At 70.9% G+C, this 26,686-nt stretch carries 23 protein-coding genes; 13 read left to right on the top strand and 10 right to left on the bottom strand.

The window, feature by feature from the left end:
* Positions 1-138 precede the first annotated feature (138 nt).
* Positions 139-867: a hypothetical protein gene (locus ACTH43_RS04180; RefSeq protein WP_441443666.1), complete on the top strand. Its 729-nt coding sequence runs from the start codon at positions 139-141 to the stop codon at positions 865-867.
* Positions 868-1,034: 167 nt separating this feature from the next.
* Complete coding sequence (locus ACTH43_RS04175) at positions 1,035-1,730, top strand: hypothetical protein (RefSeq protein ID WP_441443665.1); 696 nt, start codon at positions 1,035-1,037, stop codon at positions 1,728-1,730.
* Between the two features lie 139 nt (positions 1,731-1,869).
* Here the strand turns inward: ACTH43_RS04175 and ACTH43_RS04170 are convergent, their stop codons facing one another.
* Both ACTH43_RS04170 and tgt read right to left on the bottom strand, forming a co-directional pair.
* On the bottom strand, positions 1,870-3,369 hold the full coding sequence (locus ACTH43_RS04170; protein WP_441443664.1) for an outer membrane protein assembly factor BamB family protein: 1,500 nt from the start codon (positions 3,367-3,369) through the stop codon (positions 1,870-1,872).
* A gap of 262 nt (positions 3,370-3,631) precedes the next feature.
* Positions 3,632-4,909 carry a tRNA guanosine(34) transglycosylase Tgt gene (gene tgt / locus ACTH43_RS04165; RefSeq protein WP_441443714.1) on the bottom strand — a complete coding sequence of 426 codons (1,278 nt, stop codon included), beginning with the start codon at positions 4,907-4,909 and terminating at the stop codon, positions 3,632-3,634.
* Here tgt and ACTH43_RS04160 point away from each other — a divergent pair.
* The 6 genes from ACTH43_RS04160 (at position 4,812) to ACTH43_RS04135 (ending at position 14,526) form a co-directional block, all read left to right on the top strand.
* On the top strand, positions 4,812-5,030 hold the full coding sequence (locus ACTH43_RS04160; protein WP_441443716.1) for a hypothetical protein: 219 nt from the start codon (positions 4,812-4,814) through the stop codon (positions 5,028-5,030). The genes tgt and ACTH43_RS04160 overlap by 98 nt on opposite strands.
* Before the next feature lie 131 nt (positions 5,031-5,161).
* Complete coding sequence (locus tag ACTH43_RS04155) at positions 5,162-6,163, top strand: hypothetical protein (protein WP_441443663.1); 1,002 nt, start codon at positions 5,162-5,164, stop codon at positions 6,161-6,163.
* Between the two features lie 106 nt (positions 6,164-6,269).
* The gene (locus ACTH43_RS04150; protein WP_441443662.1) at positions 6,270-8,825 is read left to right on the top strand and encodes an SGNH hydrolase domain-containing protein; all 2,556 of its coding nucleotides are present in this window, start codon (positions 6,270-6,272) and stop codon (positions 8,823-8,825) included.
* Positions 8,826-8,951: 126 nt separating this feature from the next.
* Positions 8,952-10,979 carry a DUF6541 family protein gene (locus tag ACTH43_RS04145; RefSeq protein WP_441443661.1) on the top strand — a complete coding sequence of 676 codons (2,028 nt, stop codon included), beginning with the start codon at positions 8,952-8,954 and terminating at the stop codon, positions 10,977-10,979.
* Positions 10,976-12,349: a M18 family aminopeptidase gene (locus ACTH43_RS04140; protein ID WP_441443660.1), complete on the top strand. Its 1,374-nt coding sequence runs from the start codon at positions 10,976-10,978 to the stop codon at positions 12,347-12,349. The genes ACTH43_RS04145 and ACTH43_RS04140 overlap by 4 nt, the downstream gene beginning before the upstream one ends.
* Positions 12,350-12,366: 17 nt before the next feature.
* Entirely contained in the window at positions 12,367-14,526 is a 2,160-nt protein-coding gene (locus ACTH43_RS04135) for an acyltransferase family protein (protein WP_441443659.1), read from the top strand.
* Positions 14,527-14,539: 13 nt separating this feature from the next.
* Here the strand turns inward: ACTH43_RS04135 and ACTH43_RS04130 are convergent, their stop codons facing one another.
* The gene (locus ACTH43_RS04130) at positions 14,540-14,836 is read right to left on the bottom strand and encodes a hypothetical protein (protein ID WP_299299378.1); all 297 of its coding nucleotides are present in this window, start codon (positions 14,834-14,836) and stop codon (positions 14,540-14,542) included.
* Positions 14,837-14,959: 123 nt separating this feature from the next.
* Here ACTH43_RS04130 and ACTH43_RS04125 point away from each other — a divergent pair, with 123 nt between their 5' ends.
* A complete protein-coding gene (locus ACTH43_RS04125; protein ID WP_441443658.1) occupies positions 14,960-15,358 on the top strand; it encodes a hypothetical protein in 399 nt (132 codons plus the stop codon).
* Positions 15,359-15,455: 97 nt separating this feature from the next.
* Here ACTH43_RS04125 and ACTH43_RS04120 read toward each other — a convergent pair whose 3' ends face one another.
* The 6 genes from ACTH43_RS04120 to ACTH43_RS04095 all read right to left on the bottom strand — a co-directional run bounded on the left by ACTH43_RS04120 (position 15,456) and on the right by ACTH43_RS04095 (position 20,522).
* On the bottom strand, positions 15,456-15,656 hold the full coding sequence (locus tag ACTH43_RS04120; RefSeq protein ID WP_299299382.1) for a hypothetical protein: 201 nt from the start codon (positions 15,654-15,656) through the stop codon (positions 15,456-15,458).
* Entirely contained in the window at positions 15,653-15,994 is a 342-nt protein-coding gene (locus ACTH43_RS04115) for a hypothetical protein (protein ID WP_441443657.1), read from the bottom strand. The genes ACTH43_RS04120 and ACTH43_RS04115 overlap by 4 nt, the downstream gene beginning before the upstream one ends.
* A gap of 164 nt (positions 15,995-16,158) precedes the next feature.
* Positions 16,159-16,539 (bottom strand): hypothetical protein, encoded by a 381-nt coding sequence (locus tag ACTH43_RS04110; RefSeq protein WP_441443656.1) that lies wholly within the window; start codon positions 16,537-16,539, stop codon positions 16,159-16,161.
* Positions 16,536-17,399, bottom strand: coding sequence for a slipin family protein (locus ACTH43_RS04105; protein WP_299299388.1), 864 nt, complete (start codon positions 17,397-17,399; stop codon positions 16,536-16,538). The genes ACTH43_RS04110 and ACTH43_RS04105 overlap by 4 nt, the downstream gene beginning before the upstream one ends.
* The gene (locus tag ACTH43_RS04100; RefSeq protein ID WP_299299390.1) at positions 17,392-18,093 is read right to left on the bottom strand and encodes a hypothetical protein; all 702 of its coding nucleotides are present in this window, start codon (positions 18,091-18,093) and stop codon (positions 17,392-17,394) included. The genes ACTH43_RS04105 and ACTH43_RS04100 overlap by 8 nt, the downstream gene beginning before the upstream one ends.
* A complete protein-coding gene (locus ACTH43_RS04095; RefSeq protein ID WP_441443655.1) occupies positions 18,090-20,522 on the bottom strand; it encodes a nitric-oxide reductase large subunit in 2,433 nt (810 codons plus the stop codon). Before ACTH43_RS04095 ends, ACTH43_RS04100 begins: the two co-directional genes overlap by 4 nt.
* Positions 20,523-20,784: 262 nt before the next feature.
* On the opposite strand from ACTH43_RS04095, the gene ACTH43_RS04090 reads away from it, so the two are divergent.
* Positions 20,785-21,624 carry a Crp/Fnr family transcriptional regulator gene (locus ACTH43_RS04090; protein WP_441443654.1) on the top strand — a complete coding sequence of 280 codons (840 nt, stop codon included), beginning with the start codon at positions 20,785-20,787 and terminating at the stop codon, positions 21,622-21,624.
* Here the strand turns inward: ACTH43_RS04090 and ACTH43_RS04085 are convergent, their stop codons facing one another.
* Complete coding sequence (locus tag ACTH43_RS04085; protein WP_441443653.1) at positions 21,625-23,142, bottom strand: glutamyl-tRNA reductase; 1,518 nt, start codon at positions 23,140-23,142, stop codon at positions 21,625-21,627.
* Positions 23,143-23,418: 276 nt separating this feature from the next.
* Between ACTH43_RS04085 and hemE the strand changes: the two genes are divergently transcribed.
* The 3 genes from hemE to hemQ are packed head-to-tail and all read left to right on the top strand — an operon-like array spanning position 23,419 to position 26,662.
* Positions 23,419-24,489, top strand: coding sequence for a uroporphyrinogen decarboxylase (hemE, locus tag ACTH43_RS04080; protein WP_441443713.1), 1,071 nt, complete (start codon positions 23,419-23,421; stop codon positions 24,487-24,489).
* Positions 24,486-25,931 carry a protoporphyrinogen oxidase gene (gene hemG, locus ACTH43_RS04075; RefSeq protein ID WP_441443652.1) on the top strand — a complete coding sequence of 482 codons (1,446 nt, stop codon included), beginning with the start codon at positions 24,486-24,488 and terminating at the stop codon, positions 25,929-25,931. Before hemE ends, hemG begins: the two co-directional genes overlap by 4 nt.
* Positions 25,928-26,662 (top strand): hydrogen peroxide-dependent heme synthase, encoded by a 735-nt coding sequence (gene hemQ, locus ACTH43_RS04070; RefSeq protein WP_441443651.1) that lies wholly within the window; start codon positions 25,928-25,930, stop codon positions 26,660-26,662. The genes hemG and hemQ overlap by 4 nt, the downstream gene beginning before the upstream one ends.
* Positions 26,663-26,686: the final 24 nt, after the last annotated feature.

Here is a 26,686-nt window from a genome sequence, read left to right as displayed (position 1 = left end):
GGCCCCTGTGCCTGCCTGAGATCGCCACCACTCCGCAACCCCGCTGTCACCTGGCCACCGCCTCCCCCACGAGGGCGGGCGATAGCCTGGGAGGGGCGTCGCCGTGACGTCGCGACGATGCAGCATCGAGGGAGACGCATGACTCAGGGGTATGGACCGGGCCACGGACAGCAGGGGCAGTGGGGGCAGGCCGGGCAGAATCCGCCGCCCGCACCGCAGCCTCAGCAGCAGCCGCAGTGGGGGGCTCCCGAGCAGGCCCCGCCCGCGCCGCCGCAGTGGGGACAGGCCTCGCCCACCGGAGCGCCCACCGGTGCGCCGGGCGCCTACCCGGGTGCGGGCTATCCCGGCGCAGCAGGAGCGCCGGGTGCCGCAGGTCCGGCAGGTTCGGCAGGTCCGGCGTCGACGGTCGCCAAGCTGATCCAGTGGATGTTCTACGCGACTCTCGCGGTGATCGCGGTGCGCCTGATCGGCAACGTGATCGTCTTCGCCGTCCAGTTCGCCGGCGGCGCCTCGGGCTCGGCTGGCCTCGAAGGTGCCGGTGGCCTCCTGGGCCTCCTGCTCCTGCTGGTGAACGGCCTGGTCACACTGGCTCTGCTGGTCCTCGCCGTGATGGTGATCGTCAAGGCCTCCGGCCGTGGCCGGACGGGCGCGATCATCATCATCGCCACCGTGATCCTCTCCGTGATCGCGTACTGGATCCTCAGAGTGATCCTCATCGCGGTCCTCGCCACGTCGACCGACATCTCCACAGTGGGCCTGATGTCCCTCGTGTATCTGGTCGCCGAGATCATCCGAGTGCTGATCGTCTTCGCCGTCCTGATCGTCGGCGCCCTGATGTCTCGTCGCTGGGCGAAGCAGAACGCCTGACCGCTCCAGCTCCACGCATGGCAGACGCCCCGGATCTCTGAGAGGTCCGGGGCGTCTCACGTGCGGCCACTCCGCGGTGCTCTGGCCGTCGCACCTGCCGATACGCTGGTGCGCACCACGAGAGGTCGCCGGCTGGCGATGCTCCGGCGCAGCGCAGGGAGAGACGCATGACTCAGGGATACGGACCGGAGTTCGGCCAGCAGGGCCAGTGGGGGCAGCAAGGACAGCAGCCGCAGTGGGAGCAGCAGCCGCAGTGGGGTCAGGCCTCACCCGCCCCGGTGCCGGGTGGCTACCCGGGCAGCGCAGGCCAGGGCGGCATGGGCACCGGTCCGCAGTTCGGGCCCGGTGACGGGGTCAACTGGCGCCGGGTGAAGCTGCTCGGCCTGATCCTGCTGATCGGGACGGCCCTGCTGCTGCTGATCCGCCTCGGCATCAACCTGGCCTCCTTCATCGGAGCGGATGAGGTCGCCGCCACCGATGCCGGTGGCGAGATGGGCGCGCTCGGAATCGGTGCGGGGCTCACCTCCCTCGTGCTGACCATTGCCAGTCACGCCGTGGGCCTCATCCTGTTCGTCCTGGCGATCATCGCTGCGGTGATGGGTCGCGGCAAGGCCCGGACCGGCGGGATCATGGTTGCCGTCGCGGTCCCGGCGTCCGTCGTCCTCTACTGGATCGTCACCGTGATCGTGGCAGTGGTCCTCCTCGCGTCCGGCATGGCCGACGCTGATACCGGCGAGCTCACGGGCAACGGCTACCGCATCGCGGCGGCGGTCGATGTGCTGCGCAACCTCCTCATCATCGCGATCATCGGGCTCGGTTCCTTCTTCGTCCACAGCACCGCGGCGAAGAAGCTCTCCGCCTGAGGGTCGATAGCTCGGCGGCGGTCACGTCGCTGCGGCGGGCGGGCTCCGGACTGGGCTCGGGTTCAGGGCCCGGGCTCGGGTTCACGAACCGTGTCCACGGACCGGGTCAACGGTCCGGGTTCACAGTCCGGGCTCGGGTTCAGGACCCGAACCGCAGGCTCTCCCCGTCCACGGTGACCAGCGCTCTGCCGCCGCCGACGGGGCGCACGGGGCCGACGTCCCCGTCGATGATCGCCTCGGCGGTGACCTCGCCGGTCTCCGTGTCGATCACTCGCAGCCGCTGCGCTCCGCGCGGGTCCAGCGGTGACGTGCGCGCCACCGGGTCCAGCACCACCGCGGTGCCCGCCGAGAGACGTCCGCTCACCGTCGCGTCCGGGGAGCTGAGCGGCAGGGTCCAGATGTTCGCCCCGGTGGCGGTCTCATAGGCGACCAGCTGCCCGCTCGCGTTGGCGACGACCATCGCTCGCCCATCGATGCCGATCCGGGAGGTGAACGCCTCTGCCTGGGCCACACCCTCGGCCCCGGGAGCGGTCCACTCCGCTCGCTGCTCGGAGGCGACGATCTCTCCGGCGGTCTCGGTGCCCGCCTCGGTGCCGGTGGCCAGCACCCTCCCCTGGTCGATCCGCACCGACCAGTCACCAGCCGGGGACGGCGCCGACTCCCACAGCACCGTGCCGTCCTGGTGGGCGGTTGCGGTCAGCGCACCGTCCTCTCCGGAGCAGACGGCGAGCACCAGCGGCACCTCGCGCAGCGGGTCCTGCGGATGCGGCGACGGCCCGGTCGCGGAGATGCGGCAGTCCTCCTCGGGAGCCACCAGGATGCGGCCGACGGGGAACCCCGTGGCGGGGTCGAGCTGGACCCAGCCCTGGGCGGGATCGAAGCGCAGCGGCACCGCCGGGAGCACTCCCGTGGCGCGTGCAGCGTCCAGCAGACCAGGCTGTGCGTCGGGCCGGGCGGCCACCTCCACACCGAGCGGATCGACACCGCGGGTCTGTTCGGCGTCCAGGAGGGTCCACAGCGGAGCCGCGGGGTCGGTGAGGTCATAGCCGCTGAGCCGGCAGGTGCCCTCCGTGCAGTGGCGCAGCACGAGCAGGTCGCCGGCCAGAGCGAGCGGGGTGCCCTCGAAGGTCTGTGCGGGGAAGCCTCCGTCCGGAGCGGAGGCCGTGGGGTCCAGCAGGATCACCTCGGTGCCGGTCCCGGTGGCGCGGACCAGTCGGGTGCCGTCGGCGGAGAGGGCGAGCACGTCCTCGGGGAGCGCCTCAAGGCTGCGAGATCCGGTCCCGTCCAGCAGTTGGGCACCACCGTCCGCTCGGCGCACCAGCACGGGTGTGCCGGGCTCCGGCAGGGAATGCACGGTGTCGCCGTCAGCGACGGCCTCGGCGGTGACCAGGGCCTGTTCCGAGAGCGGATCCAGCCGGGTGGCAAGCACGGCCGGGACGGTCAGGGCGAGCATCAGGGCCGCTGCCACGCCACCGGCGAGCAGGACCCGCGAGCGGCGTCGGAGGCGGTTCCCGACCAGGGCGAGCAGCGCCGCGCCGACCCCCAGCCCGGCGAGGACGCCCGCCGCCAGGCGCAGCACGCCCAGCAGGAAGTGCTCCCCGAGCAGTGCACAGATCCCCGCGACGGCGAGCAGCAACACTGCAGCCCCGAGGGCTGTCGCTGTGTCGATCTCCGGGCGCTCGCCTGGCGCCGCGCCAGCTGTCCCCGTGGCGTCGTCTGCGCCCGGGCGCTCGCCTGGCGCCGCGTCTGCTGTCCCGGTGGCGCCGTCTGCCCCCGGGTCCTCGTCTGTCGCTGCGCCGTCTGTGGCCGTGGCACCGGCCGCCAGCGCGCCGGGCTCTTCGGGGTCGGGTACTTCGGGGTCTGGCTGCGGCGCCCAGGGCGACTGCTCGCTCATCGGCCGCTCACCGGGGTGAGCCGTAGTAGGCGCCGGTGGTCTCCTCCCGCAGGGCGTCGAAGTCACCGGTGCGCAAGGAGTCGCGGATCCGGTCCACCAGGCGCACCACGAAGCGTTCGTTGTGGATCGTGCACAGGGTCGAGGAGAGCATCTCCTTGGCCCGGAACAGGTGATGGACGTAGGCGGCGGTGTAGTGGGTGCAGGTGTAGCAGTCGCAGCCCTCGTCGATCGGGGCGAACTGGCGGCGATACTTCGCACCGGTGAGGTTCACCCGACCGGTGCGCGTGTAGACGGCGCTGTTGCGAGCCACCCGGGACGGGGAGACGCAGTCGAAGGTGTCGGCCCCCGCGGCGATCGCGACGAAGAGGTCATCGACCTCGCTGATGCCCAGCAGGTGGCGCGGCTTCGCCTCGGGAAGCTCATCGGTCACCCATCCCACGATCGTGCCCAGGTTCTCCTTCTCGAGCGCCCCGCCGATGCCGAAGCCGTCGAAGGACCAACCCTCCACGTTCATCGCTCCCAGATCGCGGGAGGCCTGGCGGCGCAGATCCTCGTACTGGGCGCCCTGGATCACGCCCCACAGCTGCTGGTAGGGGCGGTGGGTGCGCTCCGCGGTGAGGCGGGCGTGCTCGGCGAGGCAGCGGATCGCCCACAGCCGGGTGCGCTCGAGCGCCTGCTCCTGGTAGCCGCGGGAGTTCATCAGCGTTGTCAGCTCATCGAAGGCGAACATGATGTCGGCCCCCAGCCCGTGCTGGATCTGCATCGAGATCTCGGGGGTGAAGCGATGCTCATCGCCATTGATGAAGGAGCGGAAGGTGACCCCGTCGTCGTCGACGTGGGCGAGCCGCTCCTTGCCCTCGGCGACCGCGTCGTCCTCCCCTGAGGAGGTCCGGGCCTTCTCGCCGCCGGAGAACTCGCTCGAGAGGACCTTCTTGAAGCCGGCCCCGAGGCTCATCACCTGGAAGCCGCCGGAGTCGGTGTAGGTGGGGCCGGGCCAGTTCATGAAGGCGCCCAGGCCGCCGGCCTCGTCGACCAGGTCGTGGCCGGGCTGGAGGTAGAGGTGATAGGCGTTCGCGAGCAGTGCCTGCGCTCCCAGGTCGCTCATCGACTCCGGCAGCACTGCTTTGACCGTGGCCTTGGTGCCCACCGGGATGAAGGCCGGGGTCTGGATCTGTCCGTGCGGGGTGGTGAGCACCCCGGCGCGCGCCTTCTCCCCGTGGCGGGCGATGATCTCGAATCCGCTGTCAGCGGGAAATGGCGCTGCGGGGATCGACGCTGCGGATATCGACGCTGCGGATATCGACGCGGCGGATATCGACGCGGCGGGGGTCGACGCGGTCGGATTCAGCGCGGCAGGGATGGGCGCGGCAGTCGGATCGGCACTGGGAGAGGTCACCGCTCCATGATCCCACGACCCTTTACAGCTCCCGGCTCCCGACTCCGCGTCCCCGATCGGCCGCCCCCGCGCCACCATCGCTCTAGGATCGACCGCACCCCGCCTTCTCACTCCAGGCCTTCTCACTCCAGGACATCTGTGATGACCCAGCCCGCTTCCGTGCCGTCCACTCCCACCCCAGGTGCCCCGCCCGTCGGGGTCCGCACTGGCGGGCGTGCCGAGGCGCCGCTGCGCCGACCCGCCCTCGCTGTCACAGTGCTGGCCGGGGCAGTGATCCTCACCGGTGTGATCGAGCTGCTGCTCCTGCCTCTGCAGGGCCCGTTCGAGGCCATGCAGTACGTGGTCCAGGGCTTCTACCTGGTCATGGTCCCGGTCAGCCTGGCTTTCAGCGCCTCGGTGCTGTGGCTCCTCGCCGCCTCCGGCAACGCCCGCGTTGACGAAAGGCGCCTCTCGCGTCAGCCACTGCTCATGCTGGGTCTGCTGGTGCTCTCGGCGCTGGTGTTTCCGGCGGGTCAGCTGCTGGCCCTGTTCCTGCGGATGCTCGGGGTGGGCGATGACACCGCCGTCGGATACGGCCTGCGCACTGCGATCGGCAACCTGTTCACCAGCGGCGGCACGATGCTGCTCACCGCCATCATCGGCATGCTCGCGCTGTTGCTGTTGAGGCGCCCGCACCGGGCGGAACAGACCCACCGAATCCCAGTGGGCCCTGTGCCGGTCGCCGTGGTGCTGCTGATCACGGCGCTGCTCCTCGCGGGGATCGTGCCTCTGCAGAACCTGGGCCCCCAGTGGGCAGCCCTCGACTGGGAGGTCCTGCAGGCTCTCCACTCGCTGCTCACCGTCGCGAAGGGGCTGCTGGCCGCGCTGCTCGTCCTCACGATGGGTCTGCTGCTCGCGCTCACCGCCGGACGGACGCGCAAGGTCCTCTGGGCAGGGTTCATCGCCTACTGGGTCACGCAGCTGCTCACCGTCGTGCTGATACGCGCCTTCGTATTCCAGATGCTGAGCGGGGCCGCGGCCGGCGGCGACTGGTTCACCCCCGTCGCCGGGATGGTCGATGTCCTCGGGACCCTGCTGCTGGCGGCGACGTCGGTGGTGGTGATCGTGCTGCTGGCACGGCGCTCGCAGATCCCCAGGAGCTGAGGCGCAAGAAAGCTGAGGCGTGATCACTTCCGGCCGTATCCACTAGGATCCACCGCAGCGCCGGGATCGGGAAACCGCCTGTCCGCGGCAGTGGTGGCCACCGGCCGTGCGGAAGGGGATCGCGATCAGCTCGCCCAACGATCCGCCGCACCCTCGGCATGGTGGGCGCGGCACACCTGCGCACGACGCCGATGAGCAGGCACGGCAGCGTGATGCAGCCAGCGCCTGGGAGCAGCCCGCCCATCTCGAGGACGAGCCGGCCGCGGCGCCCCTCGAGGCCTGGACGCAGGATCCGAGCATCGAGCCGGACAGCGCACCAGCGCCACCTCCTGCACCGGAACACGCCGCATCCCTCCCCCGTTCGGACCTTTCGGCCTGGATCGCGGGTCCGCTGCCTTCGGCGACCTCGTCCCTCGGGGACTGGCTGCAGGGCCCGGCCGAGCTGCACGCCGAACGGGAGGCGGAGGACGCCTGGTCCACGAGCGACTCCGTCTCCGGGACCTGGCGGCCGCGCGGCGAGGCGAGCCGCTCCCGCATCCCGCAGCCCTCCCCCGTCGGCCCTGCCGCAGAAGCCGGCACGGAGGCCTCGCCCACCGCTCCCACTGCTCCCTCCGACTCCCGGCCCGCCTTCCGCCGCGAGCTGCACGGTCTGCGTGCGGTGGCGCTCGGACTGGTCGCGGTGTACCACATCTGGCTCGGCCGGGTCTCGGGCGGAGTCGACGTCTTCCTGTTCCTCTCGGCCTTCTTCCTCACCGGCACCTTCGTGCGCCGGCTGGAGAACGGCCGCCCGCTCGGGGTGCCCCGCTACTGGCTGCACACCTTCAAACGACTGCTGCCGCCCTCGGCAGTGACGATCCTGCTGGTCCTCGCGGGGACGGCCGCCTTCCTGCCCGCCTCGATGTGGCAGACGATCATGCAGGAGGCGGTGGCCTCGGCGGCGTACGTGCAGAACCTCCTGCTGGTGCTGCTGCAGGTCGATTACCACGCCCGCGACGCCGGCGCCGCTTCTCCGCTGCAGCACTTCTGGTCCCTCAGCGTGCAGGGGCAGGCCTTCGTGGTCTGGCCGTTGCTGTTCCTGCTGGTGGCGCGGCGGGCTCGGGCGGGGAAGCCGGTGCGCCGCCCCCTGATCGCGATCATCGCGCTGATCGGTGCCGCCTCCCTGACCTGGTCCATCATCTCCACCCAGAGTCAGCAGCAGATCGCCTACTTCGACACCGCGGCCAGGCTGTGGGAGTTCGCCGCCGGATCCCTGCTGACTCTCGCCCTGCCGGTGCTGGACCGGCTCACCGGGGCGCGCCGACCGGAGGACGGCCTGGCACCTCGCCATCGGACCCTGCGCGCGCTGATCGGCTGGCTGGGTGTCGCGGGCCTGCTGGCCTGCGGGGTGCTGCTGGACGTCTCCACGATCTTCCCGGGCTGGATCGCGATCTGGCCGCTGGCCGCCGCGGGCGCGGTGGTGGTCGCCGGGCATTCAGGCCGTCGCTGGGGAGTGGATGCGGTGCTGTCCACTCGTCCCGCCGCCTTCATCGGCGACATCTCCTACGCGCTGTACCTCGTGCACTGGCCCATCCTGGTGATCTGGCTGCACCACAGCGGGCAGGAGCGCGCCGGGCTCCTGGACGGTCTGGTGGTGCTGACCGGCTCCATGCTGCTGGCCTGGCTGGTGACCCGGGCGGTGGACGCACCGGTGCGGCGCTCCCGCTGGCTCGAGGCGAAGCCCTGGCGGGCGCTGACCGCGATCGCCCTGAGCTTCGCACTGGTCGCGGGCGCGGCCGGCGGTTGGTGGGTCTTCCTGCACCGCGACCAGCCCCAGCCGCCGGTGGCTGAGGGACCGAGCCTCGCGACCGACGAGGTCGCCACCGTGGCCCCGCCGGATGTGCAGCCCTACGGCTGGCAGCTCGGGAATCAGTGGCCCGACCTCCCCGAGCGCTGCGGCGGCCCCTGGGCACCCGAGCGCGGCTTCGCCCACGTGCGCTGCCAGCAGCTGCTTCCGGGCGACGCCGAGGCGAGCAAGACCATCGTGGTGGTCGGCAGCTCGCACTCCCGCCAGTTCATCCCCGCTGTGCTGCCCACCGCCACTGCGCAGGACGCGCAGGTCGTGAACCTGTCCATGGACGGCTGCGGCTTCCTCGCAGGCACCGAGCGCTGGCCCTACTGCGCGGGGTATGACGCGTACGTGCTGGAGTACCTCGACGCCGTCAAGCCCGACGTGGTGCTCACCACCGTCACCCAGACCTTCGACGACGGCACCGAGGAGGTCCTCCCCGAGGGCACTGACGGGGCGCTGCAGACGCTCCTGGACCGCGGCATCGACGTGATCGCCGTCCGCGACACCCCGCGCTGGGGACAGGACCAGTACCAGTGCGCCGAAGCGGTGATCGATCGCGGTGGCACCCCGGTCGCGGCCGATGCCGCCTGCGGCGCCGACGTCGAGGACAAGCTCGCCCCCCAGAACCCGGCCGCTCCGCTGACGGCGCTCAGCACCCCCGGCGCGACGGTGACGCTGCTCGATCTCACACCGCAGATCTGCCCCGACGGACGCTGCTCGCCAGTGCTCGGAGATACCTACGTCTACATGGACGACAACCATCTGACCAGGCTATTCGTCGAGGAGTCGCTGGCGCCCGCGGTGACTGAGGAGCTCGCGGCCGCGAAGGTCTGAGGCGGGGGCGGACATGGACAGGCCGGACATCGGCCAGCCCGAGCGTCGGCGGCAGGTGCGCGGACTAGCATGTGCCCGACCCCGGGGCGTTCGTACCCGCTCGAGAAGGAAGCAGGTGCACCCCACGTGGACGTCCTGAGGATCATCGCGACCCTGGGTGCGGCGTTGCTGATCCTCGGTGCTCCCGGCCTGCCGACGGTGCTCGCGCTGCGGCTGCGGCCGCTGACTGCAGTCGCCGCAGTCGCGCCGGCCTCGCTGCTGATGATCACGATCGCCGCGGAGGCCGGTCATCTGCTCGGCATTCCCTGGACGGTCGCCTCACCGCTCGTGCTCGGGCTGCTGCTGGGCGCCGCCCTGTGGCCGATCAGACGCCGACAGGCACTCGCCGCAGCGACGAGCGGCGACTCCACCTCCGAGCACGACTCTCGGGATCCCGGGCTGCCTGCACCCCGTTTCCTGGAGACCCGCCGCGGCCACGCCGCTGCGATCCTCATCGGCCTGGTCATCGGCGGCGGCGTCCTGCTGGCTCGCGTGCTGCCGATGATGGGCGGGATCCACGCCATCAGCCAGACCTACGACAACATCTTCCACCTCAACGCCGTACGTCATATCCTGCGCGCCGGAGACGGCTCCGCCTGGGTGGTCGGGGGGATGACCGCACTGCCGGGCACCGAGGTCTACTACCCGGCGGTCTGGCACCAGGCTGTCAGCCTGGTCACGCAGGTCTCCGGCCAGGACATCATCCTCGCCTCCAATGTGGTGATGCTGCTGGTCGCCGTGGTGCTGTGGCCGGTGGGGCTCATGACCCTGATGCGCACCTGCACCACCGCGGGTCCTGTCGGCTGGATGGCCGCGGGAATCCTCGCGGGCGTCACCGGCGCGTTCCCGCTGACACTGATGCACTGGGGCATCGTGCTGCCCTACTTCCTTGCGATGGCCTTCATGCCGCTGGTGGTGGTCCTGATCAGCCACCTCGCCGGCCTGGCCCCGCGCTCGCCGCAGCTGCTGACCGTCCCGCAGCTCGCCGTTCTGCTGCCGGCGGTCTGCGGCACCATCGCACTCGCCCACCCCCAGGGCGTCTTCGTGGGCATGGTGCTGGGCCTGCCGATCCTGGTCTGGGGGACCCTGGCCCGAGCACACGACCGCATCGTCTCGCGGAAATCACCGACACTCGGCAGTCCCCGGCTGTGGCCGCTCACGCTGCTCACCGTCGCGGCGCTGGCTGGCTCCGCATTCATCTGGATCCGCTTCCGGCCCGTGGAGTCCTCTGCGGTGTGGAAGCCGAACTCCTCGCTGAAGGAGGCGATCGGTCAGGCGATCAGCATCTCCCCCAACGCCACCCCCACCTTCCTCCCGCTGGGCCTGGTGATGCTCGCCTGCGCCGCCTCCGTGCTGCTGCTGTCCCGATCGCGCTGGCTGCTGGCGCCCTGGATCGTGGCTGCGGTGTTCTCCGTGCTCACGCGCAGCACCCCTGTCGGCGATCTGCGCTACCTCTTCCTCGGCAACTGGTACACGGACAACAATCGGGTCACCGCGATCATCGCCGTCGCCGCGATCCCCGTGCTCGCCCTCGGCATCGAGAGCCTCCAGCGCCTTGCCGGGCGCCGCTTCCCGCGGTTCGCCGGGACGCCCGGGCACCTGGTCGCCGCGCTCGCCGCGGTGCTCGTCCTGGCACTGGGCGTGCTCTCCCCCGCCTCGCAGGTCAATCGCAGCTACTTCATGCCGGACTGGCAGTCCGGCGTGCTGCTCAGCGACGACGAGCGCGAGCTGCTCGAGCTCCTGCCCGAGGTGGTCCCCGAGGACGCGGTGATCGCGACCAACGCCTGGAACGGCAGCTCCCTGGCGTACGCCATCTCCGATCGGCAGGTGCTCAACACCTACATGAGCTTCCAGGCGGAGCCCGAGGTGCATCTGCTCAATGCCGAGCTCGATGAGGCGCGCACGAATCCCGAGGTCTGCGATGCCGCGGCAGAGCTGGACGTCGACTACGCCCTGGACTTCGGCCCACAGGAGATCCACGGCCGCTCCGCCACCTACACCGGCCTCAACGAGATCTCCGAGACCGGCTCTGCAGAGGTCGTGCTCCAGGTGGGCGATGCGAGGCTGCTGCGCATGCTGCCCTGCCGGGGCACCGATGGTTCAATGAACCCGTGACTCGTTACTCCGCCGCCGCACCCTCCTCCCGCGCCCGGGCCACGACGCTCGACCTGGGCGAGTTCGTCTCCGCCTCCCCCACCTCCTTCCACACCGTGCAGGAGGCCGCCCGTCGGCTGCGCGCGGCGGGCTTCTCCCCGCTGCAGGAATCCGAGCACTGGTCGACCGCGGACGTCGCCGAGTCGCGCTACGTGATCCGCGACGGCTCGCTGATCGCCTGGGTCACCCCGGAGCAGGCTGATGAGACCACGCCGTGGCGGATCGTCGGCTCCCACACCGACTCCCCCGCCCTGAAGCTCAAGCCGAATCCCGAGCTGGGCCGCGAGAACCTCTCCCAGGTGGGGGTCGAGGTCTACGGCGGCCCGCTGCTGAACTCCTGGCTGGACCGGGAGCTGCGCCTGGCCGGGCTGCTCACGCTGCGCGATGGTCGCCGCGCCCTGGTCTCCACCCCGCCGGTGCTGCGGGTGCCGCAGCTTGCGGTGCACCTGGACAGGGCCGTGAACAAGGACGGTCTCCAGCTCGATCCTCAGCGGCACATGCAGCCGATCCTGGGGATCGGCGACGTGGACGTGCGGGTGCTTCTCGCCGCGCACGCCCAACCACTCGACGACACCGGGCACCTGGTCGCCGACGGGGAGCCGACGCACCCGCTCCTCGCCGAGGACATCGTCGGCTTCGACGTGCTCACCGTGGACGCCCAGGCGCCCGCGCTGTTCGGCGCACACGAGGAGTTCCTGGCCTCCGCACGGCTGGACAACCTCAGCTCCGTCCACGCCGAGCTCCAGGCGCTGATCACGGTCCATGGCGGCGGGGACGCCCGCCCCGCAGGCGCAGAGCCCGCCCCGATCGCGCTGATGGTCGCCAACGACCACGAGGAGGTCGGCTCGGCCTCCCGCTCCGGTGCCGCCGGTCCGTTCCTCGAGGATGTGCTGGTGCGGATGCACGCGGCGCTCGGCGGGGACGAGTCGAGCCGCCGCCAGGTGCTGGCGTCCTCGATGGTGCTCTCGGCCGACGCCGGCCACGCCGCCCACCCGAACTATCCCGAGCGCCACGATCCCGTGACCCGCCCGCGGCTGGGCGGGGGGCCGATGCTCAAGATCAACGCCCAGCAGCGCTACGCGACCGACGCGGTCGGGATCGCCGCCTTCGCCGCGGCCTGCGCGCGCGCCGGGGTGCCCTACCAGCACTTCGTCTCGAACAACGCGATGCCGTGCGGCTCGACGATCGGCCCGATCACCGCGACCCGGCTGGGGATGACCACGATCGACGTGGGCATCACGCTGCTCTCGATGCACTCCGCGCGAGAGATGTGCGCGACCGCCGACCCGCTGCTGCTGCAGCAGGCGTGCGCCGCATTCCTGCGCGGCTGACGGAGCGCCCCCGACCCGTGACCTCCGCAGCCTCCTCCGTCGACGCGCCCGCCGCCGCCTCCGCGTCCCCGACCCCCGCCACCACCGGCGCGGGTCGCTTCCGCCCCGAGCTCCACGGCCTGCGTGGGCTCGCGATCGGCCTCGTGGTCCTCTACCACGTCTGGTTCGACCGGGTCTCCGGCGGCGTCGACGTCTTCCTCTTCCTCTCCTCCTTCCTGCTGGTGGGGACCTTCCTGCGGCGCGTGGACGCAGGTCGTCCGACGGCGCCGCTCGCGTACTGGGGGCGCACCTTCAAGCGGCTCCTGCCGCCCACGGCCGTGGTGGTCCTCGCGACCCTCGCCGGGGTGCGCCTGGTGCTGCCGCCCGATCGCTGGATGACCTCGATCACCGACGCGATCGGCTCCCTCCTCCACGTCGTGAACTGGGTGTTCATCGCCCGGGGCGTGGACTACTACGCCGCGGAGGAAGCCGTGCCCTCGGCTTTCCAGCACTTCTGGTCCCTGTCGATCCAGGGGCAGGTGTTCCTCGCCTGGCCGCTGCTGATCGCCGCCGCGGTGCTCCTGGCGCGCCTGCTGCGCCTGCGCGCCCGCGGAGTGCTCGCGCTCCTCTTCGGCGCGGTGCTGGTGGCCTCTTTCGTCTGGTCCGTGGTCTCGACCTCGACCCAGCAGGAGATCGCCTACTTCGACACCTTCACCCGGCTGTGGGAGTTCGCGGCCGGCTCCCTGCTGGGCCTCGCCCTGCCGTGGTGGGAGCAGCGGGCCGAGCGCCGCTCCCGACGCGTGCCGCGCCGTGGACGCCGTCGCGCGACCCGCGCGGGCGCCCGCTCCCCCTCCTCGCTCCCCCTGCCGGTGCGCGTGATCATGGCCTGGACGGGGATCATCGGCCTGGTCTCCTGCGGCCTGCTCATCGACGTCCAGGGTGCCTTCCCGGGCTGGATCGCCGCCTGGCCGCTCGCCGCGGCCGCGCTGGTGCTCGCCGCCGGCACCACCGGGCATCCGCTGAGCGTGGACCGTGTGCTCTCGATCCGTCCCGCGGTGGTGCTCGGGGACATCTCCTACGGGCTCTACCTCGTCCACTGGCCGCTGCTGATCCTCTACCTCGCGACGACGGGCAAGGAACGGGCCGGGCTGCTCGACGGCCTGGTGCTGATCCTGCTCTCCCTTCTCCTGGCCTGGCTGCTGACCCGGCTGGTCGACACCCCCGTGCGACGCTGGCCATGGGCGAGCGCCAAGCCCTGGCGTGCCGGCGCCGTGGCGCTGACCTGCCTGGCCCTGGCGCTCACGCCCGTGATCGCCGCCCAGCAGCACCTGCTGGCCGACCAGCGCGACGCACAGGCCCGCGCCGTGGCCGACAATCCCGGGGCCCGGGTGCTGAACCCCGACTTCACCGTGCACCCCGATGCCGACCCCGATGCCGCACCGCTGCCCTCTGAGGCCCTGCTCCCGAAGGACTGGGCCAAGGGCGAAGAGGGCTGCACCGGCGAACTGGCTCCCCAGCCGGACATCGAGCCGCTGCCCAAGGACTGCGGCGTCGTCCCCGGCGCTCCGGACGGCAAGGTGCTGATCAGCGTCGGCAACTCACGGATGGAGCAGTTCACCGGCTCCCTCATCCCGCTCGCCAAGGAGAACGGCTGGACCCTGATCACGCTGTGGAAGGGCGGCTGCCTCTACGCCCCGGACGCGCAGGTCTCCCCCGAGTGCGACGCCTGGAGCGCCAAGGCGCATACCTACATCGACCGGGTCGCTCCTGATGCGGTCGTCCTGAACTCCACCTTCCTGACCCCGGAGCGCACAGAGGTGGTCGCGCCCGGCCTGGAGGTCACGCTCCCGGAGCTCACCGCCGCCGGGACGGACGTGATCGCGGTGCGGGACCTGCCCAGACTGCCGCTGAACCAGGCCGACTGCGTCCGCGAGCGGGGAGAGGATTCCCCCGCCTGCGCACCCCCGATCCCCGAGGCCCTGACCGCCGGGCGGCCCGATGCCCCCGTGCTCACCCAACAGGGCGAGAGGGTCTTCCCCCTCGAGGTCAACGACCTGGTGTGTCCTGAGGATGAATGCACGCCGGTGATCGGGAACGTGGTGGTGTCCCTGGATGCCGACCACATCACCAGCACCTATGCCGCGTCGATGCAGGACGAGGTCGACGTGCGGCTCCGCGAGGCGGGCTTCAGCTGGTGAGGCGGAGGGCCGGTCAGCCCTGGGCGGCGGAGTCGCCCATGCCGACTGCGCGCATCCCGATCTCCCGGACCGCCTCGACCGCTGCCCGTGACCGGGTGACGGCCTCGTGGTCGGGACCGTGGTGGCGCTGGGCGTCCTTGAGCAGCTCCTCGACCTGGTAGTACGCATCGTCCAGATGGCCGGCTTCAGCGGTGGCCTCCGCGAGCTCGGCGCGCAGCTCGATCGCTTCCGGGGTGAGGGATTCCCCGTGCTCGAGCAGATCGAGCAGACGGCGGGTGGCGTCGTGGACGCGCTGCTGCGGGGTGCTCATCGGGGTCTCCTGGGAACGGCGCGGTGAGGTGACGCGGTGGGCGGCGCCTCACCCTCGATCCTACGCCGGGCCGGCCTGGCCGTGCGGCGCCGCTGCCGCTCGGCGCAGTACGCTGAGCAGGCCATGGAGATCAATCCGTTCGAGTCGCGCCTGCGCATGCTGCAGCAGATGGACGGCGTCCAGATGCAGCGCGAGGCGGCTCCCGACGAGGAGACCGCCGGCTGTCCCGGATGTCCGTACTTCTGGACCTGCCCGGTGCCGCATCGCGGCGAAGAGGTCCGGGCCCCTGCCGAGATCGACCTCGAGGACGTCCGAGAGGTGCTGGGCCCGCGTCGCGAGTACAGCCCTCGCGATGAGTCCGACATCGGCTGGACCGATGTCTGGGTCGACGAGGACGGCTTGAGGCTCGAGCCCGAGGACCACTCCGGGCCCGAGGAGGAGCACGGGCCCGACCAGGAGCGCCGCCGTGCGGACGCCTCCGCGCGCCGCGGCTGGCGCGGGCTGTTCAGACGCCGGGGCTGATCGGTCCTCGGCCCCGATCGGACGGGTCACCCCGGCGTCGACGCGACCGTCGATCGTCGCGCGTCCAGGCTCTGTTCACCACGACGGGTGCGTGCTCTCAGAGGAGGACGAAGCAGCCGATCCCGAAGAGGATGAGGACGCTGAACAGGGCGAAGCTCATGAAGTTGTTCTCGGCCGCGCTCGGCGCTCTGTCCTCGGGGGTCCACCCCTCGGTGGTCGGTGGAGTGCTGCGCAGGGTCTCGTCATGGGCTGCGTCGGTTCTGGAGGGAACGGTTCTCGAGTTGTGTGCGGTGCTCACGGCAGGACTCCCCATCGGCTCAGTTCTGTGATCACGGAGATGGTCAGGATCGCGAACACGACCCCGATGAAGGCGGTGTAGGTCCATCGGTGCGGGTGATCGGCGCGCCAGAAACGGCGCACGCTGATCACGCCGTTCACCGCGGCGATCGCGCACAGCACGATCCCTACCGGAGCGGCGACCCAGCCGGCAAGGCTCAAGATCGGTACCAGCACCGGGATCAGCACGTAGGTGATGACACAGCGCAGGGCCGAGATGATGACGGAGATCCGGAAGGCCTGGTGTGCGGCCCCCCCGGACCTCAGATCGATGTCCGGGATCCGGAGGGCACGGCGCATCACTCGGTCTGCGGCCCGGTCCGATCGGAAACCGCTGCTGCCGGGAGCCGGTGCGGGACCATCCGGCCTGGGTTCGGCGACGGCCGGGCAGGATTCGGCGACGGCCGGACAGGGTTCGGCGGCGCAGGGCTCGGCGACGGCCGCCGGCTGCGTGCGGGACATGCTCACGGGCCCTCCTGCCTGGTGCTCGACCGTGAGCGGCGCATCAGCCTCATGACGCCGAAGGCACCCGCCAGCAGGCCCAGGACTCCGACGAGGCCACCGAGGAAGAATCCCCAGTACAGCGGATCCATCCGGCCGGCGGTGTCGTGGCTGCCGACGGTGCTGCCGATGAGGATGCCGAAGAACGGGCCGAGCAGCGTCACGATGGCTCCCAGCAGCACCCACCAGAAGCCTGGCGGGGTGGGCACGAGGCGCACGCGACGGCCGGGGGGTGCAGCAGCATCGTCATGGACGGCCTCGGGGCCGGTGGCGGAGACGGCTCCGGTTCCAGCTGCGGTGGCGGTTTCAGCGCTCGGTCCACCGTCGGGTTCGATGTCGTTCATCCTGATCGCCCTTCTGCGCGGTCGTCGACAACGGCCAGTCCGTGCTGTTCGGCCGGGGCCGGGGTCGCTGTCGGCTCACGACGAGCATCGTCGCGAGAGGAGAAGTTGTCCAGCGCACCCATCAGGGGCCCGACGATGTCCATCGGCAGCGGGAAGACCACGGTGGAGTTCTGGTCAGCCCCCAGCTCGAGCAGGGTCTGCAGGTAGCGCAGCTGCAGCGCGGCGGGGGCCTCGCTGAGGGTCTTCGCCGCGTCGCGCAGCTCCTCCGACGCCTCGAGCTCGCCATGGGCGCTGATCACCTTGGCCCGTCGCTCACGCTCGGCCTCCGCCTGGCGGGCCATCGCCCGCTGCATCATCTCCGGGATCTCCACATCCTTGATCTCCACCACCGAGACGTCCACGCCCCATGGCACGGCCTGGCGGGCGATGGATTGCTGGAGGTCCTCGTTGAGGTCCGCGCGGTGGGCCAGGAGCGTGTCCAGGTCCGCGCGACCCACCACGGAGCGGAGGGTGGTCTGGGCGAACTGGGAGGTGGCGACCGCGTGGTTCTCCACCTCCATCACCGAGCGCACCGGGTCGGCCACCCTGAACATCACCACGGCGTTCACACGGGCGGTGACGTTGTCGCGCGTGATGACCTCCTGCGGCGGGATGGTCAACGTGACCACGCGCTGATCCACCCGCACCGAGCGGTCCAGGAACGGCAGCATGAGCACGAGGCCCGGGCCGAGCGGGCCGCGCAGACGGCCCAGGCGGAAGACGACCAGCCGCTCGTACTCGCGCACCACCTTCAGCGAGACGATGACCAGCACGAGCAGGAGGGCGATCACCACGATCGCGATGAGCATCTGGCTAGGCATTCTCGTCGGCGTCCCTTCGGTCGGAGGCGTAGCGGGTCCGCCCGAGGAGCAGCGGCACCGGAGAGTCCATGGCGGTCCGTCGATCAGAGGCGTAGCTGGTGCGGCGGCGCTCGAGGTTCTCGAACGCCAGGGCCCGATCGTCCAGGTTCTCGTCCAGCGACTTGAACAGCACGCCGTCGGGGTCCACGGGGGTGCGGCGCAGATGCGACCACAGCGGCAGCCCGGCGATCGCGATCACGAGGGCGGTGGCCAGCAGCATCACTTGACCGGCCCAGTGCTCGACCGTGAAGGAGGCGACCACCGGCCACGACACGGCGAGCACGGTCACGGCGCACGCGATCCCGCGATGGAATCGGGCGGATTCCGAGGACGGCCACGCATCGACCGTCTGCCCCAGCTCACGACCATCGTCCGACGAGGTGCAGCTGTCCTTGACCGGGCAGGAGTTGCAGACCGCAGGGCTGCCGCGATAGCGCATCACGCGGTTCTCGGGATCGAACGACTGGGGCCACAGCCACTGGTCCTCGGGACACAGCCAGGCATCGTGATCGTCGTGATACACGAAGCCGCGGGTCTGCTGATCGTCATTCGCGACATGGGCGCGCTTGGCCAGCAGGTCGATGCCGTAGGCGATCAGCAGCAGGGCCACGGCATAGCCGGCGGAGAGCCACGCGGCGGGCTCGATGGCGCTCATGATGCGGGCCCCTCCTCGTTCGGTCGGCGGCGGTCGGAGGCGTACCTGCTGGGCGGCAGGGCGTCCGTGGCGGTCACGGCGGCCGTGGCCGGTGCCTCGGCGCGGCCCGTGCGGTCCTCGCGAGCTTCCGGGTGCTCCTCGACGAACAGTGTCTCCGGCTCCATCCGCGTGACCGTCGCCTTCACGCCGTAGCGCACCCCGAGCCAGGTGATGTACACGAAGGGGAGGACACCTCCGACCAGGAACAGCACATCGCCGGGCATGCGCATCCACTCCAGGGCCACGTTGCCCGGCTGGGTGAGGTAGCCCAGCGTACGGGCCTCGAAGTACCCCTCGTTGACGGAGGCCCACAGCTGCAGCACGCCCAGCGGCAGCAGGGTCGCGAACATCATCCACGCGAGCCCGATGTTGAGCGACCAGAAGGAGAGCTTGGCCAGGCGATCGGGCCACTTCTCCGGCGGGATGATGTAGCGCAGCGCGAACAGCGCCAGGCCGACGGCCAGCATCCCGTACACGCCCATCATGGAGCCGTGCGCATGGTTCGCGGTCAGGGAGGTGCCGATCTGGTAGTAGGACACCACGGGCAGGTTCACCAGGAAGCCGAAGACACCCGCGCCGAGGAAGTTCCAGAAGCCGACGGCGACCAGGAACATGACCGCCCACCGGTGCGGGAAGGGCGCGCTGGAGCGGGACTCCTGGCGCGATCCGAGCTGCAGGAACGTCCAGGCCTCGACCGTCAGGAACGTCAGCGGGATCACCTCCAGGGCGGAGAAGACCGCGCCGAGCGCCATGTGCTCGACCGGGGTCCCGGAGAAGTACAGGTGGTGCATGGTGCCGATGACCCCGCCCGAGGAGTAGAGGATGACGTCGAGCAGGATGATCTGGATGGCGATCTTGCGGCGCACCACGCCCAGCATCACGAAGAGGTAGGCCACCATCACCGTGGTGAACAGCTCGAGGAAGTCCTCGACCCACAGGTGCACCACCCAGAACCGCCAGAACTCGGCCACCGTCAGGTGCGTCTCGTTCGTCGCCAGGAGGCCCACCGCGTAGAAGGCGGGGATCGCGAGCGCCGCGTAGGCGAACAGCCACGGCATGTTGAACTTCGACTCGGTCCGCAGCCGCGAACGGATCGCGCGGATGATGATCAGGAACCACAGGAACAGCCCGATCACCAGGAGCACCTGGAAGGCGCGGGGCAGATCCAAGTACTCCCACTGCTGGGAGAAGAACGCCGAATCCGCTGCCCAGTCCGGGCCGTAGATGCTGATGGCGGTGCCGCCGAACATGCCGACCACGACGAGCGCGAGGGCGCCCAGCAGGCCGTAGGACAGCAGGTGCTGACCACGCGGCTCCCTGCCCGCGATGATCGGGGCGAGGAAGATCGCGGCGGCCAGGAAGGTGGCGGCCGTCCACAGCAGAGAGAGCTGCACGTGCCACGTCCGGGCGAGGTTGAACGGGAAGATCTGCGCGAGGTCGAAGCCGAAGAAGCCCTGGATCTCGACCCGATAGTGCTCGACGGACGCGCCCACGGTGGCCTGGATGAGGAACAGCAGGGCGACCACGAGGAAGAACCAGGCAGTGGAACGCTGAGCCTTCGTGATCCCCACTTCACCGGGCTGGAGGAACTTCAGGCGCGCGGTGTCGTTGCCCTTCCAGCCCAGGTTGCTGCTCCAGCGGCCGTAGACGGCGAACAGGATGCCGAGGCCTGCCAGCAGCGCGACCAGGGAGATCGCCGACCACACCAGGATGTCCGCCGTGGGATGGTTGTTGACGCGGGGCTCGGCCGGCCAGTTGTTGGTGTACGAGTAGTCCAGACCGGGTCGCTCCGCGGCGCTCGCCCACGCCGTCCAGGCGTAGAAGGCGGTGAGGTCATGGATGTCCTGCGGATCGGTGATCGCGTTCGGGATCAGCCCGTGGGCGGTGGACGGTTCGCCGAAGAAATCCCCGTAGTACGCCTTGATCTCCTCGAAGGCGCTGATCTGCTCGTCCGTCAGCACCAGGACGCCTGACTCCTCGTCGTACCGGTTGGTGCGCTGCATCTCCGCAGTGGCGGCCGCGGGCTCCTGCACGCCCTGCTGCTCGAGCTGCTGATGGATGTGCTCACTGCTCAGGCGAAGGTACTCGGCCGTGTAGTCGGGTCCGAGGTAGGCCCCATGGCCGAGGATCGAGCCGTACTGCTGGATGCCCCGGGTCAGGAACACGTTCTGGCCGCGGGTGATCTCCTCGTGCGTATAGACCACGTCCCCGTCCTCGCTGACCACCTGCTGGGGCTGCGGCATCGAGTGGGTATAGGTCCGGTACGCGAGAACGCCCATCACGAAGAATCCGAAGATGAGCACCAGCGCGATGCCCTGCACCCATCCCTTGGATATCGCGATCTCCGACGTGGATGCCTGGTCCTGCGGACGATGATTCTTCACGCTCACGCCTGGCTCACCGTTCTTTGTGGACGCAACCTGCTCTGGTGCAGGTCACCGGGTGTGAGGAAAAGTACCCACTATTCCCAGGAAGTGTCAAGGTTGTTCGGATAGGGCAGTTTCGGCACAGAGAATCTGCATTCCGTCCATGTCCTGGAGCAATTTTCCGCATCGCCCTCGGTGATCGCACAGCACGAGGATGCGGGGCTCCGGTGGGCCGCAGTGGATTCTTCCGGCCGTCTCTGGTCTCATGCGGTGTGGAGGCCCCACCGTGAACACCGCACCAGAGCTCGGCACTCGACCGTCCCCGCCCGACGCCCCGACGGGACGTCGCCGCATCCCGCTGCTTTCGCTCGCCGCTCGCCCCCACGCCTGCTCAAAGGACGTGCGGCTGCAGGTGCTGCAGGGCGTCGACCTGTTCCGCGATCTCACCGCGGATCAGCTCACCGCTGTCAACGCGGAGATGATCGCGCACACCTGGGACGAGGACGCCCCCCTCTATCGGGCGGGGGACCGCGCAGATCACCTGTACATCCTCGCGTCGGGCCGGGCGAAGGCGTTCCGCTCCACGGCAGACGGGCACGACGTGGTCGTCGACTTCCTCGCGCCCGGCGACCTGTTCGGCGACCTGGAGATCCTGGGGCGGTCACAGCACACCGAGACGGTCCAGGCGCTGACGAACGTCTGCGCGCTGCAGATCGGGACCAGGGAGTTCCGCGAGATCCTGACGCAGCAGCCACGGGTCGCCCTGCGCGTGCTCCATGCCGTCTCGATCCAGCTGGCGCTGGCCAGGTCGTCGGTGACGAAGCAGTCCACGGCGACGGTCGCGGAGCGGGTCGCGGCGGTGCTCCTGTGGCTGGCCGAGAAGTTCGGGGAACCCGGGGCGACGGGCACCCTCATCGAGATCCCGCTCTCCCGCGCCGATCTCGCCAGCATCACCGGATCCACCACCGCCTCGGTCTCACGGGTGATGAGCGGGCTGCGCAAGGACGGCGTCATCGACTCGGGGCGCCGTTGGACGGAGATCCTCGACCATCGCCGTCTCCGTGCCCTCGCCTCGCAGGAGATGGCCCCGGCGACGCGCCCAGGAGCAGCCCCGACCCCGGACTGATCAGTCCCCGGAGCTGATCCGGCCGGTCGCCGCCGGCCCGAAGCCCACCGGACACTCCCCGTCGCGCAGCGCGACGCGCGCGATCGTCGCCGAGGAGAGCTCGGTCGGGACCTCGGCGCCGGATCCCTCCCCGCTTCCCGTCGGCGCCGTCGAGAACGGCGGCAGAGTGCGGTCCACCCGCATCCAGCCGGCCGGCACGGGCTCCAGCTCGGAGCCACCGCCGTCGGCCCCCGACGCGTCGAGGCCCGCGCCCCCGGTCGAGCTCCCGCCCGCGGAGATGTCGATCCCGAAGATGGTGTGGAAGGCCTCGACGTAGGCATCTGCGTAGCCGGTCTCCGCGAGGTGGCGGGCACGTTCGGCGGGCTGGTGCATGACCTTGGAGAGGATCCGGCGCACGGACCGCTCGAGCTGGTCCGCAGTCTCGCCGGAGACGTCCCGGCGCAGCCGGTCGATCTCCCCGTCGGCCGCATCGAACACCTCGCGTCGCAGCGCGGCCATCGCGGGATCGATCCGGCGCACCTCCTGCTGGGTGCGGAAGGCCTCGACGTTCTCGGCGACGATGGTGCGGGCGGTGAGCAGCGCCGGGTCGGTCTGCGCATCGGTGTCGAGCCGGAGATCTGCGAGCCCGAGCACCGTGACCCCCTTGAGGTGGCCCACCAGCGGGTGCAGGTCGGAGTGGAGGGCGAGGTCGAGCACGACGGTGCGCCCGGCATTCAGGAACAGCTCGGGGAACAGGGAGGTGCCGCGGCCGGAGCAGGCCAGCACCAGATCGGCCTCGCGGATCGCGCGCTCGAGCTGCGTCTCGTCCACGGTCTCGACGCCGTGCCGTTCGGCGAAGCCGGCAGCACGTCCCGAGGGGGAGAACACGCGCACGTCCTGCACCCCGCGGCGCACCAGCTCGGCGAGCCCCAGCCGCGCATAGGCACCGGTGCCGACGATCAGGACGCTGCGGCCGGCGAAGCCGCCCAGCTCGACCTCGGCCCGGTCCACGGCGACGGCTGCACCGCTGCGGCCTGCGGCGCCCACCGGCGCCTGGGTGGCCACGGCCTTCGCGCAGCGGAAGCCGTGCTGGAAGAGGTCGTGGAGCATCGAGGTGGTGCGGCCGCCGCGGCGGGCGGCCTCGTAGGACTGCCGCACCTGTCCGCCGATCTCCGCTTCGCCGAGCACCAGGGAGCGCAGCCCGGAGGTGACCTCGTAGAGGTGCTGGGGGACGGGGGTGTCCATCGCCGCGTCGAAGCAGAGGGAGACCACCTCGCGGTCCATCCCGCTGGTGCGGGCCACCGCGTCGAGGACCAGGTCCACGCCCTCATGGAAGCGGTCGGTGTCGAGGTAGACCTCGAGCCGGTTGCAGGTGCTGACCACCACTTCGCCCGCGACCACCGGGGGCTCGCCGGTGACGGCGGCGCGCTCGCGCTGGAGCTCCTGGATCACGGCCGGGAGGGCGTCCGCGCCACGGGTCAGGGCATCGAGCACCCCGAGGTCGAGGTGCTCGTGGGAAGCGCGGAGGGCAGCGAGCATGATCGCCAGTCTAGGCATCTTCGGGGCGATGTTCCGATCCCTGGGAACTCCGTCATCGAACCTGTGCACAATGGTGTCGCCATGAACAAGAACCCTACGTCAGAGCACCTTTTTGGCGACAGCGCGTCAGATCGATCGCGACACCTGTCAGATACCGGGAACGCCCCAGGCCCCGGCCTCGCCACCGCCCCCGCGATCGCCTCCACGACCCCTCCCGGGACCCCCTCGGCCCTGCCCGCGGAGCACCCCCTGCAGCGCTCCGCTGCGGAGGGCGGGGTGGCCGACGCCTCACTGCTCGGCGAGCTGCGGGGCGTGAGGAGCGCCACCCCCAGCGTGTGGTTCATGCGACAGGCCGGCCGTTCGCTGCCGGAGTACCGCTCGCTGCGCGAGGGCACCACGATGCTCGACTCGTGCGTGCGCCCGGAGATGGCTGCGGAGATCACCGTGCAGCCCGTGCGCCGCCATCAGGTGGATGCTGGGATCTTCTTCTCCGACATCGTGGTGCCCGCCCGCCAGGCGGGGCTCGGCGTCGAGATCAAGCCCGGCGTGGGCCCCGTCTTCGAGCACCCGATCCGCACCGAGGCCGACGTCGACGCCCTGCCCGTGCTCGGCGACGACTACGACGCGGCGCTCGAACCGATCCGCGAGGCTGTGCGTCTGACCGTCGCGGAGCTCGGCACCACTCCCCTGATCGGCTTCGCCGGCGCTCCCTTCACCGTGGCCAGCTACATGGTCGAGGGCGGCCCCAGCCGCGACCACCTGCGCACCCGGGCGCTGATGCGCTCCCAGCCCGAGGTCTGGGCGCGCCTGGCGGCCTGGGTCGCGGAGCTCTCGGGCCGCTTCCTGCGCGCGCAGGTGCTGGCCGGTGCCTCCGCGGTGCAGCTGTTCGACTCCTGGGTCGGCGCGCTGAGCTCCGAGCAGTACCTCACCCATGTGCAGTCGCATTCTGCGGCAGCTCTCGCCCACGTCACCGACCTGCCGGTGCCGCGCATCCACTTCGGTGTCGGCGCCTCGCACCTCATGCCCCAGATGCATGCGGCCGGGGCGACCGTGATGGGCGTGGACCATCGGCTGCGGCTGGACCAGGCGCTCGAGATGCTGCCGGAGGGCACCCCGCTCCAGGGCAATATCGACCCGGCCGTGCTGTTCACCTCCGAGCAGGCACGTTTCGCGGAGGCTCGCGGAGTGCTCGCGGCCGGCGCCGGTGCGAGCGGTCACGTGGTGAACCTCGGTCACGGCGTCCCTCCGGACACCGACCCGCAGGTCCTCACCGATCTGGTGAGCTTCCTCCACGAGCAGGACGCCCTCGCGCAGGACGTCCACTCGCAGGATCCCGCCACGGCATGACCACCCGCACCCTCGTCGTCGGCGGCGGCCTGGCCGGCCTGCTCGCCGCTCGACGCCACCTGCGCGCAGGGCACCGGGTGGTGCTGCTCGAGGCGACCGGGAGCATCGGCGGCGCGATCGCGCAGGCCGCGCTGCCGGGCGCCGGGGGGCTGGCGGTGAACATCGGCGCCGAGGCCTACTCGACCGGTGCCGGAGCTGTCGATGCGCTGGTCACCGAGCTGGGGCTGGCGGAACAGGTCGTCGCCCCGCGTGAGGGTCTGGGCAGCCGGGTGGTCTCCTCCGCAGGCGTGCACCGCGCCCCCGGCGGCAGCCTGCTGGGGATCCCCGGCCGGCCCCTCGCGGCCGATGCCCGGGCGGTGCTCGGCACCGCCGGGGCGCTGCGCGCGAGCCTCGAGCGGTTCCTCCCTGCCCGCGTCGGCGCCCGTCCCGGGGCGACCGTCGCCGAGGTGGTGGGCAGGCGGCTCGGCCGGAAGGTGCTCGAGCGACTGGTCGCCCCGGTGGTCGGCGGAGTGCATTCCGCGGATCCCACGACCCTCGAGTTCGCCGCCGCCTCCCCCGCGCTGAGCCGCGGCCTGGCCGAGCACGGCTCCCTCACTGCGGCGGTGCGACGGACCCGAGGACGCAGCGCCGGCGCCCGGACCGCCGCGAGCGCCGGCACCCGCGTGCACGCCCTGTCCCCCACCATGGCGCTCCTGCCCCAGACGCTGCAGGCGCAGTTCCTCGCCGAGGGCGGCATCCTGCGCACCGGGGTCGAGGTCGTCGATCTCGGCCGGGACGAGACCGGCTGGACGGTCCGCACCTCTCGCCAGGAGGAGCTCACCGCGGACCGCCTGGTCCTCGCCTGCCCACCGGACACAGCCCGGGAACTGCTGCGGGAGGCGACACCGGGGATCGCAGAGGCGATCCCGCAGGCCCCGTCGGCCCCTGTGCGCCTGGTGGCCCTGGTGGTGGACTCCCCGGCGCTGAACGCCTTCCCCTCGGGCACCGGCGCGCTGGTCGCCCCGGGCACCGACGGGATCCGCGCGAAAGCGCTGACCCATGCGAGCGCCAAATGGGAGCACGTGCAGCAGGCGCTGCACGACGCCCTGCCCGCCGCCGGGAGCCCGCATCTGCTGCGCCTGTCCTACGGCCGCCCCGGCGAGCAGCTGCCTGCTCGGGGCGAGATCGTCGGCCTCGCCCTGGCCGATGCATCCCGCATCCTGGGGGCCCCGCTGTCCGGCACGCAGCTCCTGGCCTCCGAGGTGATCGACTGGGAGCGTGCCATGCGGCAGCCCCAGGCCGGCCACCGCGCCGCCCTCGACGCCCTCTCCGGGCTGCTCAGCGAGCAGCCCTCCCTCGAACTGGTCGGCTCCTGGAGAGCCGGCACCGGCATCGACGCGATCGTCCGCGCCGAACAGTCGCTCGCAGAAGACACCACCCCCTCGGAAGGAAACCCCTCATGACCGACACCCCCGCTCAGGAAGCGCAGTCCGTCGAGGACATCGCGCAGACCACCCGATACACCAGCTACACCGTGTTCCGTCGGCTCTCGGGCCTGACCGAGGACGGCGAGCTGACCACCGCGCAGATCCGGTCGTCCCTGGAGGAGGTCACCCAGCTCATCGAGTCCGCCTCCGAGGGCGGCGTGGAGATCCTCGGCTTCTACGACGTCTCGGGCTTCCGCGCCGAGGCGGACCTGATGCTGTGGCTGGCCGCGGATGACCCGGCCGATCTGCAGACCGCGCTGCGCGAGTTCGAGCGTTCCCTCGCCGGGACCTGGCTGCACCGCGAGTGGGCAGGCGTGGGCGTGCACCGCATGGCCGAGTTCGCCAAGGGGCATGCACCCTCGTTCATGGTCCCGGGCTTCGAGCGCAAGCAGTGGATCACCGTCTACCCCTTCGTGCGCAGCTACGACTGGTACCTGCTGGCAGACGACGAGCGCAACCGCATGCTGCGCGAGCACGGGATGCTGGGTCGCGACTACCCGCAGGTCAACGCCAATACCGTCGCCGCCTTCGCGCTCGGCGACTACGAGTGGCTGCTCTCCTTCGAGGCGGATGACCTCCACGACCTGGTCGACATGATGCGCCACCTGCGCTACTCCGACGCCCGTCTGCACGTGCGCGACGAGCTGCCCTTCCACACCGGCCGACGCCTCGACTCCCTCGAGGACGTCGCCGCGCTGCTCGCCTGACCCACCCCACCATCGAGGACTCAC

Source organism: Brachybacterium sp. (assembly GCF_052095815.1).
Lineage (GTDB): Bacteria > Actinomycetota > Actinomycetes > Actinomycetales > Dermabacteraceae > Brachybacterium.
The sequence above is the reverse complement of the archived record's forward strand: the minus strand, read 5'-3'. Positions and strand labels throughout refer to the sequence as shown.